Source organism: Granulicella mallensis MP5ACTX8 (genome assembly GCF_000178955.2).
Lineage (GTDB): Bacteria > Acidobacteriota > Terriglobia > Terriglobales > Acidobacteriaceae > Granulicella > Granulicella mallensis.
Genome location: NC_016631.1, coordinates 870,877 through 887,371 on the forward strand (window position 1 = coordinate 870,877; position 16,495 = coordinate 887,371).

At 57.3% G+C, this 16,495-nt stretch carries 16 protein-coding genes and 5 tRNA genes; 16 read left to right on the plus strand and 5 right to left on the minus strand.

Annotated features, from left to right (window positions below; translation table 11 throughout):
- Positions 1-347: 347 nt before the first annotated feature.
- Together ACIX8_RS03755 and ACIX8_RS03760 are read right to left on the minus strand one after the other, a co-directional pair.
- Positions 348-1,724 carry a PQQ-dependent sugar dehydrogenase gene (locus tag ACIX8_RS03755; protein WP_014263992.1) on the minus strand — a complete coding sequence of 459 codons (1,377 nt, stop codon included), beginning with the start codon at positions 1,722-1,724 and terminating at the stop codon, positions 348-350.
- Positions 1,725-1,810: 86 nt separating this feature from the next.
- The gene (locus ACIX8_RS03760) at positions 1,811-2,824 is read right to left on the minus strand and encodes a hypothetical protein (protein WP_014263993.1); all 1,014 of its coding nucleotides are present in this window, start codon (positions 2,822-2,824) and stop codon (positions 1,811-1,813) included.
- Between the two features lie 223 nt (positions 2,825-3,047).
- Between ACIX8_RS03760 and ACIX8_RS03765 the strand changes: the two genes are divergently transcribed.
- The 12 genes from ACIX8_RS03765 (at position 3,048) to rplK (ending at position 7,765) form a co-directional block, all read left to right on the plus strand.
- A tRNA-Thr gene (locus ACIX8_RS03765) sits at positions 3,048-3,123 on the plus strand.
- A 167-nt stretch (positions 3,124-3,290) separates the two neighbouring features.
- Positions 3,291-3,377: transfer RNA gene (locus ACIX8_RS03770), tRNA-Tyr, on the plus strand.
- A gap of 44 nt (positions 3,378-3,421) precedes the next feature.
- The gene (locus tag ACIX8_RS25830) at positions 3,422-3,589 is read left to right on the plus strand and encodes a hypothetical protein (RefSeq protein ID WP_014263994.1); all 168 of its coding nucleotides are present in this window, start codon (positions 3,422-3,424) and stop codon (positions 3,587-3,589) included.
- Between the two features lie 45 nt (positions 3,590-3,634).
- Positions 3,635-3,709, plus strand: a tRNA-Thr gene (locus tag ACIX8_RS03775).
- 24 nt (positions 3,710-3,733) lie between these two features.
- Positions 3,734-3,808: transfer RNA gene (locus ACIX8_RS03780), tRNA-Gly, on the plus strand.
- A 35-nt stretch (positions 3,809-3,843) separates the two neighbouring features.
- Complete coding sequence (locus ACIX8_RS03785) at positions 3,844-4,194, plus strand: hypothetical protein (protein WP_014263995.1); 351 nt, start codon at positions 3,844-3,846, stop codon at positions 4,192-4,194.
- Positions 4,195-4,298: 104 nt separating this feature from the next.
- Positions 4,299-5,486 (plus strand): elongation factor Tu, encoded by a 1,188-nt coding sequence (tuf, locus tag ACIX8_RS03790; RefSeq protein WP_014263805.1) that lies wholly within the window; start codon positions 4,299-4,301, stop codon positions 5,484-5,486.
- 290 nt (positions 5,487-5,776) lie between these two features.
- Entirely contained in the window at positions 5,777-5,926 is a 150-nt protein-coding gene (gene rpmG / locus ACIX8_RS03795; RefSeq protein WP_014263996.1) for a 50S ribosomal protein L33, read from the plus strand.
- Between the two features lie 84 nt (positions 5,927-6,010).
- Positions 6,011-6,086 (plus strand) — tRNA-Trp (locus ACIX8_RS03800).
- Positions 6,087-6,167: 81 nt separating this feature from the next.
- A complete protein-coding gene (gene secE / locus ACIX8_RS03805; RefSeq protein ID WP_014263997.1) occupies positions 6,168-6,431 on the plus strand; it encodes a preprotein translocase subunit SecE in 264 nt (87 codons plus the stop codon).
- A 76-nt stretch (positions 6,432-6,507) separates the two neighbouring features.
- Positions 6,508-7,182, plus strand: a complete 675-nt coding sequence (gene nusG, locus ACIX8_RS03810) for a transcription termination/antitermination protein NusG (protein ID WP_150110479.1) — start codon at positions 6,508-6,510, stop codon at positions 7,180-7,182.
- A gap of 145 nt (positions 7,183-7,327) precedes the next feature.
- Complete coding sequence (gene rplK / locus ACIX8_RS03815; RefSeq protein WP_014263999.1) at positions 7,328-7,765, plus strand: 50S ribosomal protein L11; 438 nt, start codon at positions 7,328-7,330, stop codon at positions 7,763-7,765.
- Between the two features lie 156 nt (positions 7,766-7,921).
- Here the strand turns inward: rplK and ACIX8_RS03820 are convergent, their stop codons facing one another.
- Positions 7,922-9,196, minus strand: coding sequence for a tetratricopeptide repeat protein (locus ACIX8_RS03820; protein WP_014264000.1), 1,275 nt, complete (start codon positions 9,194-9,196; stop codon positions 7,922-7,924).
- A 397-nt stretch (positions 9,197-9,593) separates the two neighbouring features.
- Here ACIX8_RS03820 and ACIX8_RS03825 point away from each other — a divergent pair, with 397 nt between their 5' ends.
- The gene (locus ACIX8_RS03825) at positions 9,594-11,882 is read left to right on the plus strand and encodes a sulfatase-like hydrolase/transferase (protein WP_083836610.1); all 2,289 of its coding nucleotides are present in this window, start codon (positions 9,594-9,596) and stop codon (positions 11,880-11,882) included.
- Positions 11,883-11,985: 103 nt separating this feature from the next.
- Here ACIX8_RS03825 and ACIX8_RS25530 read toward each other — a convergent pair whose 3' ends face one another.
- Complete coding sequence (locus ACIX8_RS25530; RefSeq protein WP_150110480.1) at positions 11,986-12,183, minus strand: hypothetical protein; 198 nt, start codon at positions 12,181-12,183, stop codon at positions 11,986-11,988.
- A gap of 120 nt (positions 12,184-12,303) precedes the next feature.
- On the opposite strand from ACIX8_RS25530, the gene ACIX8_RS24330 reads away from it, so the two are divergent.
- Entirely contained in the window at positions 12,304-12,666 is a 363-nt protein-coding gene (locus tag ACIX8_RS24330) for a hypothetical protein (RefSeq protein ID WP_150110481.1), read from the plus strand.
- Positions 12,667-12,706: 40 nt separating this feature from the next.
- Here ACIX8_RS24330 and ACIX8_RS03835 read toward each other — a convergent pair whose 3' ends face one another.
- Positions 12,707-13,897, minus strand: coding sequence for a retropepsin-like aspartic protease (locus ACIX8_RS03835; RefSeq protein ID WP_190273743.1), 1,191 nt, complete (start codon positions 13,895-13,897; stop codon positions 12,707-12,709).
- 233 nt (positions 13,898-14,130) lie between these two features.
- Here ACIX8_RS03835 and ACIX8_RS03840 point away from each other — a divergent pair, with 233 nt between their 5' ends.
- Together ACIX8_RS03840 and ACIX8_RS03845 are read left to right on the plus strand one after the other, a co-directional pair.
- On the plus strand, positions 14,131-15,351 hold the full coding sequence (locus ACIX8_RS03840) for an acyltransferase family protein (RefSeq protein WP_044176123.1): 1,221 nt from the start codon (positions 14,131-14,133) through the stop codon (positions 15,349-15,351).
- A 93-nt stretch (positions 15,352-15,444) separates the two neighbouring features.
- Positions 15,445-16,425: a GRP family sugar transporter gene (locus ACIX8_RS03845; protein ID WP_014264005.1), complete on the plus strand. Its 981-nt coding sequence runs from the start codon at positions 15,445-15,447 to the stop codon at positions 16,423-16,425.
- The last annotated feature ends 70 nt before the right edge of the window (positions 16,426-16,495 follow it).

Here is a 16,495-nt window from a genome sequence, read left to right on the forward strand (position 1 = left end):
CCCGACTCATCTTCTGTGCAGGGGACGATGAATCGGGCTTACAGCCCTCTGTTTTCGAGTTGATCCTGTACCTGGGGCTACGCTTGCAGCGAGCTAAAAACCGCTCGCTGCCGCGCTCCACCCCAGGCTGGGATGAAACGGGCCCTTGGCCCTAAAGATCAAGAGACTCTCTTTTCCTCTACGAGCTTTCCGCAGCCTCTTTAGACCGTACGCAAGCCAAAATAGATGCGGCTTCAACCGCTGAGGAATGTTCGCCTGGATACATTCCCGCAGCGGCTGAAGCCGCATTGTCAGATAGGCATTACGGCGGGACTGAAGTCCCGCCCCTTCAAAACAACAGCTTTCTGTTACTTGCCCGTGTAGACCACGTGCCAGACGCTGCGGCTGCCGTCGTCGGTGACGAACAGGCTGCCGTCGTTGCCTACGGTAACTCCTACGGGACGTCCCCAGACCTGGCCGTCAGCCGTGACGAAGCCGGTGAGGAAGTCATCGTATTCGCCAGTCGCGTGGCCGTTCTTCATGGGGATGCTGACCACTTCGTAGCCCGCACGATTCAGGCGGTTCCACGAGCCGTGCTCAGCGGCGAACGCATAGCCGCCATACTCCGCCGGGAAGGCATCCGCTTTTTTGGCCGTCGGGTAGAAGGTCATCTCCAGCGAGGCCATGTGCGGCTGCACGAGGACGTCGGGGGTGATCACCTTGGACTGAAGCTCAGGGTGCTTGCCGGCGTGCCGCGGGTCCTGATGTCCGCCCATGTAGAACCAGGGCCAGCCATAGAAGCCGTCTTCCTTGACCGAGGTCACATAGTCAGGGACGAGATGGTTGCCGAGGTTATCGCGCTCGTTGACCGAGCACCAGAGCTGTCCGGTGATGGGGTTGATGGCCTCACCGACGCAGTTGCGGATGCCGTAGGCGTAGATCTTGATGAACTTGCCCTCGGGGGTGTACTCGAGGACATCGGCGCGGTGGAACTCCTTGGGGTGCGTATCGGGATCATCGACGTTCGAGCCCGAGCCGACGGAGACCAGCAGATGCTGGCCGTCCGCGCTGAAGATAACGTCGCGCGTCCAGTGGCCGCCGCCGGTGAGCTGAGCGTAGCCCGGGATATCGGGAACGATGGTCTCGGCAGCGCCGGAAGCGTGCAGGTCTCCGGTCTTATAGGCAAAGCGCTGGACGGTGGTGGCGTTGCCGACATAGAGATACTTCGGATTCTTGGCCGGATAGAAGGCGATGCCGAAGGGATGATCGAGACCTGTAGCAAACTTCTCAATCCTGGCAGCCTTGCCGTCGGGTCCGATGCCGCGAAGGACGAGGAGGACGCCGGCGCCGGAGTCGGCGACGAAGAGGTCTCCGTTCGGTGCAGTGCGGATGACACGCGGCTCGGTGAAGGTGCCGCCGCTGAGCGTCATGTGCTCTTTGTTATCCGCGCGCTGCATAGGAGTGGCGTCTCCACCGGCATAGAGCGTGACCTTGAAGCCTGCAGGGGCAACAGGCCAGGCGTTTGCGGGCTTCGCAATGACACGGGGGGTGTTGTTGACCGACTCGTCGGGATGGGGTTCGGGCAGATCGCCGACAGTGATCTTATGGCGAACGCCGGGGGCCTGTTGGTTGTAATCCGTGAAGGCGGCCTGGCCTGTCAGCAGGGGCTGCTGTGCGACGGCGTTCGCCGACATCAGGGTAGCGGCTGCGGCCGTGGCGAGAAGACTGAGAAAACGTTTGCGCATGTGGACTCCGTGGGAGGGTTGGTCGTGAGCGTCGATGAGGGACGTCCTTGTATGACAGGACGATGATGGAATTGTACGAGTTTCGTTCAGGGATGCGCTGGGGGCGCTGAAGATGGCGGATTCTCTGTTGCCGTCGAGTTGGCTGAAGCCAGGGCCTTGATCTGCTCCAGGCTGGCGGTAGCCTCCAGCACGGCGCGATCTTTGTGTTGCTCAAGCGTGGTGGAGGTCAGGATGCTGCGCATGGCGGAGTCGGCGGCGTTATGCGGCTCCGCCGCGCTGCCCAGACCGCGCAGGATGTTCAGCAGCGTGGTCAGCGTCTCTACGGTGTGCTGGGCGGCCGCCGGATCAGGGGCGATCTCTTCGATGCGGAGACGAACAGACCCGCTGTAGCGAAGGCTGGCGACGAGGTCGGTGTCTTCCGGCAACGGCAGTTGCAGCCCCAGAATCGAGATATAGCCGTCCTTCGCGAAGGGAAGGCCGATGTGGCCGATCCCCCAGGCCTGTGAGAGCAGAGGGACCTCGGAGTAGCGTGCCGCCAGCAGCGACGATCCTGGCGTGCTCAGCGCTGAGGCCCGTGAGCGGTCGAGCATCGAGTGGATCTGCTCTGCCGTGGGGGTGTTGGATGCGGCGATGGTGTCATAGCCGAGCTGCGTCACGCGCAGCGTGCGGCCTTCGAGGGGGATGCAGTAGATGTCTCGTCCGGCGTAGCTCTCGTGCGAGGTCGCGATGCTGGCAAGATACTTTGCCAGGCGCTGTCCGTCGAAGCTTCCGACGAAGACCTCGGAGTAGGCCACGGGGCCGTTGGGGCCGTTCGGATTGGCCATGCGGTGCAGCGCGAAAGCCGCGTCGTCGATGTCGCGTTCGGGCACGATGCCTGTGGCGTCGATGAAGTGCTGGAAGTCGCTGCTGCGCTGCACGGGCGTCGCGTCGAAGTGGGTTGCGGCGCGCACGGTCTTCAGGTGGATGTAGACGATAGCGTCGGCTTCGGGGAGAAGCCGCGCAGCTTCGGGGGGAGAGTTCGCCCGCAGGTAAAGTGAAATGCCCAGCGCTGCCAGCACAATCAGGACGACTAACAGGGGAATGAGGGTACGTTTGCGCATAGGTGGTTAAGGGAAGAGCTTGCTTGTCCTAACGGTGAAACGAGTGCCGGGGGCCCATGCTGTGTGATTTTACTCGTGCAATCGTTTGGGGTAATGCAGGCAATAGAGAGCACTGCGTGATTTTGCGAATCATACCGTTTCGCCATGGGTTTCTTGCAGGGGGCGTGCTGTGATAAAGTCAAAACTGCGCTGCGCGGTTCTGGCAGCGTAGTTTGCTGTTTGGGCTGGCGTAGCTCAGCTGGTAGAGCACCTGATTTGTAATCAGGCGGTCGGGGGTTCAAATCCCTTCGCCAGCTCCAGATTTTCCGCAGCATTCGTATGAGAGTTTGGTTGTACCTGCTTGTTGTTCCAGCCTGCAGTGTCCGCCAGCCACATCTGGATTGAATTCTGGCGCGAATCTTCGTGTTGGGCATTTGTACGGAGTGTGGCAGGGCATTTGTTGGATTGGGCCAATCGGCGGGGTAGGGCACAGGTGGCCGAGTGGTTAATGGCAGCAGACTGTAAATCTGCCGCGCTTTGCGCTACGGAGGTTCGAATCCTCCCCTGTGCACCATTTTTCCGCGGCTTTGTTTCCGCCGCCAAAAGGAGTTCGGTTCCATGAACCCTTCGGGCACGGGACGCATGGTTGTCGCGCTGGTAGTGTTTGCATTGCTGGCGGTGTTAGTCTGGCGCACGATGGAGCCAGGCAGGTACCAGCAGTTGGCTTGGCTGCTGCTGGGGTTTTTCGCGTTTCGGGTCGTCCTCGGACGGCTGCGTTCGCGATAAGCTAGAGGTAAGCGCTGACGGCGAAAGCCGCCGGTGTGCAAGAAGGCTGATGTAGCTCAGTGGTAGAGCACTCCCTTGGTAAGGGAGAGGTCATGGGTTCAAGCCCCATCATCAGCTCCAGATTTTAGATTTGCAGCACTACGGGCGGGAGTAACTCAGTGGTAGAGTCACAGCCTTCCAAGCTGTTGGTCGCGGGTTCGATTCCCGTCTCCCGCTCCAGATTTACAAGGCTTTGAAGGCAGGATTTCAAAACAATGGCGCAGCAGACAGCCTTTCAGGTAGACCGTTCCAGCGCTCTGTACGAGCGGCCGGCCATGAGCATCCTCGATCAGCCCACCTTCACGGCCGTGAAGCAGGCGATTGAGGCCTCTTTCGCGTCCCGTAACGTTGAGAAGTTTTTGAAGTCGCTGGAGCGCTCCAGTCTGCGCATCCGCAGCTTCGAACTGGTTCTCAAGGCTGGCAAGCTCGGCACGGAAGCAGCGGCGCAGTATGCGAAGCTGTCCAACGGCGACCAGGGGCAGATTCGCGAGTTCTATCTGGCCTCGCTCGAGCAGGTGGAGCTTGCTCTTCGCGATAAATTTTTCAAATTGTACGCGTACTACTAGGACGCGGCAGGGGTTGAGGTCACGGCCTCCGGGCCGGAGCGGCACAGTGTGAGCTGTGTCAAACGACAGGGTTTAGCAGTTCAAAAGGCACTACGGAGAGAGTCATGGCGAAGGAAAAGTTTGATCGCAGCAAACCGCATGTGAATATCGGTACGATTGGTCACATTGATCACGGCAAGACGACGCTGACGGCGGCGATTACGAAGGTATTGTCGAAGCACAACCCGAAGAACAGCTTCCGTTCGTTCGACACGATCGACAATGCTCCTGAAGAGCGCGAGCGCGGCATCACGATCTCGACCTCTCACGTAGAGTACGAGACGCCGAACCGCCACTACGCGCACGTAGATTGCCCGGGCCACGCCGACTACATCAAGAACATGATCACCGGCGCAGCGCAGATGGACGGCGCGATTCTCGTCGTTGCGGCCACGGACGGTCCGATGCCCCAGACCAAGGAGCACGTACTGTTGGCTCGCCAGGTAGGCGTGCCGTACATCGTGGTGTTCCTGAACAAGTGCGATGCGGTGGAAGACGAAGAGCTGATCGAGCTGGTCGAGATGGAAGTACGCGAGTTGCTGTCGAAGTACGAGTACCCTGGCGACGAGACTCCGATCATCCGCGGCTCTGCCCTGGGCGCGCTGAATGGCGAAGCACAGTGGGAAGCCAAGATCGACGAGCTGATGGCAGCGGTGGACAAGTACATTCCGCAGCCTGACCGCCTGGTCGACCTGCCGTTCCTGATGCCGATCGAAGACATCTTCTCGATCTCGGGTCGTGGAACCGTAGTAACAGGCCGTATCGAGCGCGGCAAGGTGAAGGTAGGCGAGGCAGCTGAAATCGTCGGGTTCCGCGACACGCAGAACACGGTGGTTACGGGCGTTGAGATGTTCAAGAAGCAGCTGGACGAAGGTCTGGCTGGTGACAACGCTGGACTGCTTCTGCGCGGTATCGCGAAGGAAGACGTGGAGCGCGGGATGGTTCTGGCGAAGCCGGGATCGATCAAGCCGCATACCCAGTTCAAGGGCGAGATCTACGTTCTGAGCAAGGAAGAAGGCGGACGTCACACACCGTTCTTCAACGGCTACCGCCCGCAGTTCTACTTCCGCACCACGGACGTAACGGGATCGGCGAAGCTTCCTGAGGGAACCGAGATGGTGATGCCTGGCGATAACATCTCGCTGGAGATCACGCTGCACACCCCGGTGGCGATGGAGAAGGGCCTGCGCTTCGCAATTCGCGAAGGCGGTCGTACCGTCGGCGCGGGTACCATCTCCGAGATCATCAAGTAAGCAAGTCAGTCGTCAGCGAGTCAGCAGGTCAGCGAAAACAGAGCTGATGCGAAGCAAGTTGGCTGGCTGATTGGCTAAAAGCAAAGGAGGGCTGCCGGATAATCGGCAGCCCTCTTCCACTCTCCAGGCTTTTCGTGGATAATAGATGAGGAAGAGCGTGTGCCTGACCGCTTTGATCCCAGCACCACAATTTCAGGAATAGGGCAGCAGGGGCCCATAAGCCCTGCGTTGCGGCGTGTCATACACGCTGCTTGCCAACCGAGGTGGTTGGCCAAGTTAGGAGAACTCGAATGCGCGAAATCGTAACCCTTCAGTGCCCGGTCTGTAAGAACCGGAACTACTCGACGACCAAGAACAAGAAGACGACCACCGGCCGCCTTGAGTTCTCCAAGTTTTGCAACGCGTGCCGCAAGCACACGGATCACAAGGAAACGAAGTAAAGCCAAGCGAGTCAGCAAGTCAGCCGTAAAGCTACAACTGACTTGCTGACGCGAAGCAAGCTGACTCGCTGACTTGCTTTTTACAGGGGCGTAAGCTCAACGGTTAAACTGTCGGTCTCCAAAACCGAACTTCTCGGTTCGAATCCGAGCGCCCCTGCCATCTCTTTCCCGGTTATTTGAAACCGGAGTAGCATAGACTGTGCATCGCATAACGGTGCACCAAGGTTCAGGACGAGTAACGATGTCAAAAGCAGCCGTAGTGGAAACGAACGATTCGAGCTCCGGTCTTCAGCGTGTGGCTTCTGGCCCTGAGCGTCTCACTTCCTTTTTGAAGGATGTTCGCGAGGAGATGCGCAAGGTCGTTACGCCTACGCGTGCCGAGGTTCAGTCGACTACGATCGTCGTGATCGCCACGGTCTTTATCTTTGCCGCGTACTTTGAGATCGTCGACCTGATCCTGGGCAGGGGCGTTGATCAGCTCTTCGTCTATCTCACCAAGCACTAAGCGATATACCCATCGCAAGATTTCGCTCGCAGATTCTTGCGAGCCAGCAGTACCCAGTATTTTAGGCAATCCATAGATGCGCGAAGAAGGCACAGCAATGGCAGATGAGTTGAATCCGGAAGAGCAGATTACCCCGGAAGAGCAGAACGTCGAGCAGAATCTCGAGGCTGCCGCACCCGCGGGCGAGCCGGAAGCTGATGCCCCTGCGGTGAATGAGAACTTCAAGTGGTACATCATTCACGCCTACTCCGGCTTTGAGCGCAAGGTCAAGGAGTCGCTGCAGAGCCGCGTCGCCGCCTATCACCTTGAGGATCGCGTCGGACGCATCGAGATTCCGACCGAGCCGACCACCGAGCTGCGCAACGGCAAGAAGTACACCATCGATCGTGTCTTCCTTCCCGGCTACGTCTTCGTCGAGATGGCTCTCGACAACGATCTCTGGCACGTGGTGAAGAACACGCCGCGCGTCACTGGATTTTTGCAGACGGGCGATCAGCCCAACGCTCTCTCCGAGGCCGAAGTCAACGCGATGCTGAATCGCTCCGACGCGACCAAGGAAAAGCCGAAGCTCAAGATGAAGTTCTCCAAGGGCGAACAGGTACGCATTACCGAAGGCCCCTTTGCGAACTTCAACGGCGCTGTCGACGACATCAACGAAGACAAGCAGACGCTCAAGGTCATGGTCAGCATCTTCGGACGCCCGACACCGACCGAGGTTTCGTTCTCGAACGTTGAGAAGTCCGAGGAGTAGCACACAAGTTTTGCAATAGGTTTTGGGAGCTTTCAGCCCAATCAGTTTTGGGAGTCACAGCCCGGCCGCTTCACCGGACCTTCTAACTCCCCGCAGTACAAAATCATGCGTGGTTCAGCCACGTAACATTTAGAAGGATACGAACATGGCACCGAAGAAAATCACTGGATACGTCAAGCTCCAGATCACAGCCGGCAAAGCGACGCCGGCTCCCCCGGTTGGCCCCGCGCTCGGTCAGGCTCAGGTCAACATCATGGAGTTCTGCAAGCAGTTCAACGAGCGCACCAGCAAGGATCCCAATGTCACCGGCATGACGGTTCCGGTCGTCATCACCGTGTACGCCGACCGTACGTTCAGCTTCATCACCAAGACGCCTCCGGCGCCGGTGTTGCTGCTCAAGGCTGCGGGCATTGAGAAGGGTTCGGGCACGCCGAACAAGGACAAGAAGGGCAAAGTCACTGAGAAGCAGATTCTCGATATTGCCAAGGTCAAGATGCCGGACATGAACGCGAACACGGTCGAGGCTGCTGCAAAGACCATTCGTGGCACCGCGCGCTCGATGGGTATCGACGTCGTCGCGTAAGCGGCAGCTTACAACCTGACTCAAGGTTCTCGAAGGAGGATGTGGGAGTAGTTGGTAACGGATCTTCCGTTGCCGATTGCTCCTGCATCCTCCTTCTCTGTTTGAGCCGAAGGGCAACGAGTCTCTACCTGTGAGGTTGGTGTGATCCAATTTGCTCTAATGGATCAGGTAACCGTTGACGTAGTCGATCAGGTGCTTGCGATGATGGGCGCGATACTCGGGATAGTCTGAGCGGATGCCGGCATCCGCGGCATTGATGGCGATCCAGGCTCCGAGGGCGTTAGCCGCTTCAAGTTTTCGGAGATTACTGATCGAAGGATCGAGGTTGGTTTCGAGAAGCGTACCGGCCTTGAGCTTCGAGTCGATGTCGGAGAGCATAGCGCGCAGGGCCTCGTGTTCTTCGGCGATGGTATGTTGATACCCACTGGGGTGAACAACCGCATTCGCGTCCGAGGCTCCGGCAACGATGGTCTGGTTGAGGGTGCGAGCGCCATGAGCGACGCGGTATTGCTGGTACACAATCCAGGAAGACCGGCCATCTTTGGTAGAGGCTTCAAGTTCAGAATCAATCTTGAGTACGCCGTCAGGTGTGTTGAATTCAGGGCGCGTGATAGCAGGCTTCACGAGTTGATGGCCTGTGCGTTGTGCCCATTGACCGAGTTCGAGGAAGGGCGGCGTTGCATACGGCTCGGCGACGATGGCTTCCACAAACTTCTCGCGTGAGCCGATGGGATCGCCTGTCTGGAAGAGTGCATCGCCCCAGTAGCGGTAGGCGGTTTCACGGTCTGGGTCAATGGCGATAGCTTTGGCAAACCAGATACCAGCATCGGTACCGTTCTTGAGTCGAAAGTAAGTGTCTCCCGCGTAGAGGGCGGCGTCGTACCAGGCAGGATCGAGGGCCTCGGCCTGTGTGTAAAGTTGGACGGCAGCAGCCCAGTCAGATCGTCCGAAGGCGGCCTCGGCCTGATGAAAGACAGCTTGCGCGTCCGGTTTGCCTGCATAGGTGTAGCCCACGGTGAGGGGAATGCCGGCGATGATGCCCCCCACAAACGTCTTGGTATTGGCAGAGAGCACCGTGCGAACGTAGGCACTGTTATCACCCAGAGACTGGGCACGTTTGAGCTCATTGATCGCCTGGAGGCGGAGCTTCGACTGGGCGGCAGGATCCGAGAGAGTAGCTTGTTTGGCAAGAAGCCCGGCACCGTGGCGCTCGGCGAAGACAGCCACCGTTGGGTCCTGACGGCAGAGATCTTCATAGAGGGGAAGGGCTTCCAAAGGCTTTTGTGCGAGGAAGAGTTCGTTCGCCTGCTTGCGCTCGGAATCGAAGTTGGGTTCATGGTGTACTACGGATATCGATGGAGTTTGAGGGGCAACCTGGGCCTGGAGGGTTGAAGAGGCCATGGCGAGGAAGATGAGACTGGAACGCATCATGCTTCTGAGAGACTCCTTAGCCGGGATCGAGTGCCGCCGGTTCATTATAGGGGGAGTCTGAGGGTCTCATCTCTGGTTGAAGGTCTTTCGTCTTTCAGCTAACTCCTTCGTCGCCGGCAAACAGGAATCACTGAAATTCATAGAGCCATTTCAAAGAGCTCGTCAGCGGGGAGGCACTGTCGCTTCCGGGAAGACGACTTACCGGTACTCATCCGAACCTTGATGAGCGCATTGACGATTTATCATTCGCCCAGGATGGGAGGCAGTAAAGTAAACGCGTTGGTGACGATTGGGGCTCGAAGCGCGATGAGTGATACTTGCTGTAGACATCCTCGGGAGGTATGCATTGTTGAAGTACAAATCCACATTGCTGCTCTGTGCATTGGCGGCGAGCGGTATGTCTATGTCTCCGGCGCTTGATGCTCAGGCGCCAGACCGGTCAGTTCTGCCGATTCAGCCAGCGCCCTTCAGAGGAACAATCAGAAGTAGCTTTACAAGCTCTACCGGCGTGCCTCCGCCGGTCATCCGACCACCAGAAGGTGCGCCCAACGTTCTGGTGGTGCTGATGGATGACGCGGGTTATGGGCAATGCGGTACTTTCGGCGGGCTCATCCCGACGCCGACCCTGGACGCGCTTGCCTCGTCGGGCCTCCGCTACGATCGTTTTCACGTCACTGCGCTTTGCTCGCCCAGCAGGGCCGCCTTGCTGACAGGCCGGAATCACCATGCTGTGGGAATGGGCACAATTACAAACCTTGCAACCGACTTCCCCGGATACACAGGAGCTATACCGAAGAGTGCCGCTCTTCTGCCTCAAGTGCTACAGATGAACGGCTATGCCACCGCGGCTTTCGGGAAGTGGCATTTGATTCCTGAGAATGAGGACACGCCTTCGGGGCCGTTCGATCATTGGCCCACACGGCAAGGGTTTGACGAGTATTACGGTTTTCTGAACGGCGAAACGGATCAGTGGTTTCCAGAGCTTACATCCGGCACTCAGCCAGTGGAGATGATTCCACCGCCGGGCAGAAGAGCTGATTTCACCCTGAACGAAGACCTTGCCGATCATGCGATCCGCTGGATCAAGTCTGAAAAGTCGTTAGCGCCGGACAAGCCGTTCTTCGTATACTTCGCGCCCGGGGCAACACATGCGCCGCTTCAGGCTCCAAAGATGTGGATCGACATGTTCCGAGGCAAGTTCGATATGGGGTGGGACCGATATCGTGAGCTTGTCTTTGACCGCCAGAAGGCATTGGGGGTGATTCCTGCTGACGCGAAGTTGACACCGCGCCCGAAGGAGATTCCCGCATGGGATTCGCTTACCCCCGATCAGAAAAAGGTTGCCGCCCGGCTGATGGAGGTGTTTGCGGGCTTCATGGCGCAGACCGATCATGAGGTCGGGCGCGTGATTCAGGCTATTCACGACACAGGCCAGTTCGACAATACGCTGATCTTTTTTATCGCCGGTGACAATGGCGCAAGTTTGGAAGGCGGCCTGAATGGAACAGCCAATGGGATGGCTGCGATCAATGGCGTCCCCGAATCCACCGATGACGTCTTGAAACTGCTGGACCAACTTGGCGGTCCCACAACGACGCCACATTATCCTGTCGGCTGGGCGTGGGCTGGGAACACCCCGTTTCAGTGGGGAAAACGAATAGGCTCACATCTTGGCGGTACTCGCGACCCTCTGGTCGTGTCCTGGCCGAAGGGAATTCACGATCACGGCGGAATACGTGAACAGTTTGAAGACCTTACCGATGTAACTCCAACGATTCTCGATGCCGCACATGTTCCAGTCCCCGTTGAGGTAAATGGCGTCAAGCAGCAACGGATGGATGGTATCAGCATGTTACCTACGTTTGCCTCCGCGTCAGCACCCGGTCTGCGCACAAGGCAGTACTTCGAAATGCTGGGAAATCGAGCGATCTACAACGACGGGTGGATGGCGGCGTCCTCGAGTGGCCTGCTTCCGTGGGTATACACGAATCAGCCTCCTCCAGACCCAAATTCCCGGCCATGGGAGCTGTATCACCTGAGTCAGGACTATTCCGAAGCGGACAATGTAGCCTCGCAACATCCCGAAAAGGTTGCCGAACTTGCCACGATCTTTGACGCCGAGGCAAAGAAGAACAATGTCTATCCTCTGGATCCCAGGTTCGGAGGCAGGCAGCCTCGACCGGAAGGCAGACATTTCACGTACTTTACGAACACAGGACACCTGTATCTTTCACTTACACCTGCCTATGAGAATCATTCTCATAAAATTACGGCTTATCTGAATATTCCCAGCGGCGGCGCGAACGGTGTTCTTATGGCCGACGGCTCAAAGAATGGGGGCTTCAGTCTCTTCCTAAAGGATGGGAGACCGACGTACACGTATAACTACTTCAAACGTCACGTGACTACGTTGTCCTCACCTCAACCACTTCAGCCGGGTCGAGCTAAAGTGACATTGGAGTTTGCCTCCGACGGGCACGGCCCAGGCAAAGGTGCGAACGTTACGTTATTCGTGAACGATAAGCCCGTGGCGGCAGGCAGACTGCCCGAAACGGTTAAAATGGCGTTCTCGTTCGAAGATACGTTCGATATCGGCGAGGATACTGCATCGCCCGTTGGAGACTACGAGGGGCCCTTCCCGTTTACCGGCACCATCGAGCATATCGATCTGGATATTGAGCCCTAGTTGATAGAGCAAGATTTTAGTCTTGTCGTGAACAGGCCAATGCACTCACCGATGTCGGTTTACGCTTCCGCGTCTGGATAGGTAAAGAGAAACGCTCTTCTTTTTACTTGAACTCCCAGATTGTTGGCAGGTCGGAAAAGCTGATGGCGCTGTTTCCGATCAGTACGTCATCCAGTAACTTGCGATCACTTGAAACACTCGGGCCTCGATGGCAAGGTGCAGCGTTTTGAATAAACTGACGGAGATGGAGTAAGAGCGTGGAGGTGATGCCGTGCATGCCTTTGACATGCGAGCTTTGCATGCGGCACTCGATGACGAGCGACGCGCCCGGGGCTTGAGCTGGGAAGAACTCACCGCAGAGATCAATGTGCCTTTCAAGGGCACGACTTCGATCCCTATCAGCCTAAGCACGATAAGAGGTATGTCGAAGAAACGCTCTGTAACAAGTGCTGTTGTGCTTCAGGTTCTGCGATGGCTCGATCGCTCTCCTGAGAGCTTCCTGTCGGAACGGTTGGGGCAGTCGAACCCTGAGGAGAGACTGCCGGATGCGGGTGCCTCCCGGATTCTGCGCTTTGATACGCAGGCGATGTATGCGGCGCTCGACGAGGAGCGTCATCGGCGAAATCTGACATGGAAACAGCTTGTGGCTGAGTTGCCGGGATTTACGCAAAGCATGGTCGCAAATCTTGCTGAAGGACCGCTCATCGGGTTCCCGCGTGTGATGATCCTTACGCAGTGGCTGAAGCGCCCTGCGGCTACCTTCGTGCGCGTTCGGGGTCGGTAGATCTCATTTGTGTCAATCCAATCTTTGAGCGACCGAGATCCTAAAGCATATTCCTTAGAGTTACTTTGAAATTCCGCACGATGTTATCTCGCTTCACCGTGAGGCGCACGATTGTTCCCGCTGGCTGCAGGAAGGCAGGATCATTTTGTTCAAGTGGATCGCCGCTGGGCACATGGCCATCGATCTGCAGGATTACATCTCCGACCTTCAATCCTGCAATATCGGAGGGGCTCCCCGGAAGTATGGTCACGATCTTCTGGTCCTGGATGATTGAATCTGTCACGATGCCCGCACGGTTGAAGATCCCGGGTTTACCCCAGTTGGAGTTTTTCTCCAGGTAGAGCATGCCATGTGTGCAGTCCAGCACGACATTGAATTGCCGAAGCAGACCCGTTCCAATATTGCCGTCATTCTTATTCCCTGGACTCATAGAGCCATCGAGGAGCAGGGAAATCACATCATCTACCTCTGCGCGGCCGATGCGGAGTGTGCCAAGTCGGGCGTAGTAGGCCGTCGGCATTGGACCTGCGGCGCCTGACCCGGAATAGCCGTGATAGTGTGCCTGCAATCGGTGTACAAGATCGTTCTTCTTCACAAATCCCGGTTCCATCACCAGGCTGGCTTCGTTCCCTGTATCGAGGGTGAAGATTCCATCTGCCCCGGCCACACTTCCGCGTACCTCCAGCTCTCGGTCTACAACTTTCAAGGGCATCTTCATGCCGGGGCCAGAGTATGCAAACGAGGCTGGATCGCTAAATGTAAGTTGTTGATGTTCGTAATCGATCTTGATCGCAAGTCTGCTCCACAGTTCGTAGCCCACCGCGCCGGCCAGATTGCTACGATGCTCCCACGGAAGGGCCATGACATAGAACGTCTGGTTATGCAGGACAAGACCAGCAATCTGTAGAGTTTCGACCCGTGCTCTGCGTACGGTGGCATAGCCGCCTGCTGCAGCTACTTGTAGAGGGGCACCTTCTACCTGCAATCCCAATAGCTGTGCCGTCTCAGCGCTCAAAATATTGACACCTGCTCCCGTATCGAAGAGGAGCGTGAAAGGGCCACGTCCGTTAATTTGAGCATTGAACTCAACTCCGTCCTTTGAGGGGACCATGATCGAAGAGGGCATCTCGAAGTCCCGGCGGATTGGGGCTGCCGAGGAGCTGCTTTGTGCAACTCCGGCACCAAGACTCATGAGCGCGAAGATTGAGATTACAACGGCTGAACGTTTCACGATCGATGGCCAACTCCAACTGGTTTTGTGAAGAATACCGGGGATACTTCCCTTATACATCGTTCTGAATTTACCTCCCTCCTCAGCAGGGCGCATCGGCTTTGCTTTACGCGTAAGCCCAGTGGGGCAATGATGAAGAGAACCTGGTTTTTATTGTCTCGACTGGAGGTGGAGAGAGTCTGTATATTGGACAATCGATTGTCTTATACAACTTGCTTGAGATTGAGGCCGCATTGGCGAAGCCTGATTTATCTCGGAATCTTTCACAGCATCCAGAGGCTGGAGATGCTCGCCTTCTTTCCCTCGACGCGTTTCGCGGCATGATCATCGCGGGGATGATCCTCGTTACCGATCCCGGAACTTATAGCGCTGTCTATCCGCAGTTAATGCATGCCCAGTGGAACGGAGCTACGGCGACGGACATGATCTTCCCGTCGTTCCTCGTGATCATCGGCGTTGCGATGACGTTCTCCTTTGCCTCGCGCATAGAGCGTGGCGCTGACCGGAGGCAGATCCTGTGGCATGTTCTTACCCGCAGCGTCCTCCTTATCTTTCTGGGGCTGCTGGTGAACGGATTCCCCGAGTACAACCTCCATACGATTCGCATTCCGGGAATTCTGCAGCGCATTGCGCTGTGCTACTTTGCGGGTTCTCTCCTCTACCTGGCGGTGAGCGGGAAGAAGGATGCAAATACCGAGAGCCAGCGTTTGCGTAGAGGTACTGTGATTGGAGCCGTGCTGGCTGGGCTGCTCGTTCTCTACTGGGTGTTGTTGAAGGGATATCCGGTTCCCGGCTTTGGGTCGGGAAGACTCGATTCTCTCGGCAACGTCGCAGCCTATTTCGATCGGAAGATCTTTGGAGTACAGCACCTCTGGGCCTATGGACTTACGCCGGGTTATGGGGTGACGTTCGACCCTGAAGGACTTTTGTCGACATTGCCCGCACTGGCGACTTTGCTGTTCGGTGTGCTTGCCGGGGAGTGGCTGCGGACAAACCAGGCGCGCGGAAGGAAGGCCCTTGTGCTCGCAGTCGCAGGTGTTGCGTTGGTGCTGGTTGGCCTGGCGCTTAGCCCGTTGCTGCCGCTCAACAAGAAGATCCTGACCAGTACCTTTGCGATCTTTAGCGGGGGAGTGGCACTGCTGTTGTTCGCAGGTTTTTATTTTGTGCTCGATGTGAAGCGTTGGCGCCGCGGCGTAATGCCGCTCCTTGTCTTCGGTACGAATGCGATCTTTGCTTTCGTGGTTTCCAGCATCATCACCACGTTATTAGATCGATGGCATCTGGCACTCGGCGATGGGACGCTCGTAAAGGCCCACCAGTGGTTGTATGCCAAAGGATTCGCAACGTGGATGCAGCCCATCCATGCCTCGCTCGCTTATGCCGTGGTGATCGTTCTGGTGAACCTTGCGATCGTGTATCCGCTGTATCGCAAGCGCATCTTCCTGCGAGTCTGACATCTCCTGGTTGAATTCGGCATAATGGCTGTTCGTTGCGTGCGAAGGTGCGTGGCGTTACGAGACATTAGATCTGAGCCGGAGCCCTGCCTCATGTTCGTTCCTTCGACCTTCGCCGTCGCGCTGCTGATGACGGTCCTCAGCACGATCTGCTGGGGTTCGTTTGCCAATACCTTCAAGGGCACGCGTAACTATCGCTTCGAGTTGTACTACTGGGACTACGGCCTCGGCATCTTCCTCATCTCGGTGGTGCTTGCGCTTACGATGGGCAGCCATGCCGGAGGGCCGACGGCGTTCTTCGCCAACCTTCATTCCGCTGACCCGCTCAATCTCTTCTACGCTGCGCTTGGCGGCTTCATCTTCAATATCGCGAATGTACTGCTGATTGCAGGCATCGAGATCGTTGGACTGGCGATTGCCTTTCCTATCTCCATCGGCATTGCGCTGGTGGAGGGCGTGGTGATGAGCTACGCGCTGCAGCCGCGCGGCAATCTGACGCTGCTCTCCTGCGGGGTGCTGATGGCGCTGGTCGCGGTGATCCTCGTTGGCAAAGCTTATGGAGCGTTGCGCTCAGGCGAATCGAAGGTGTCGCGTCGTGGGGTGATTGTCTGCGTTATCTCCGGTCTGCTGATGGGGATCTTCGCGCCGTTCGTAACCCGCGCCATGACGCACGGCAACACGCTCACACCCTATACAACGGCCGTGTTTCTTACCCTCGGCGCGTTCCTGTGCTGCTTCGTCTTCAACCCGATCCTCATGCGCAAGCCTATCGTCGGTACGCCGGTTGCGGCGGGAGATTACTTTCGCGCGCCGATGTCGTATCACGCACTGGGTCTGCTGGGAGGCGCGATCTGGGGACTTGGCACGGTGTTCAACTTCGTCGCCGCAAGCCTGGTAGGGGTAGCGATTTCGTATGCTATTGGGCAGGCCTCGCCGATGGTCGCGTGCCTGTGGGGAGTGTTTGTTTGGAAGGAGTTTCGCGGCGCGAATGCGCGTGCCAAGGGGTATCTCACCGCTATGTTCGCGGCGTATGTCTTCGCGCTTATCCTGATAGCTCGTGCCTATGCGGCGTAAGTCTCTTCTAGAGAAAATTTCCTGTTACTGGGAAGTTGAATCGGGCGTGCAGTACCGTTTTTCTGGGGAA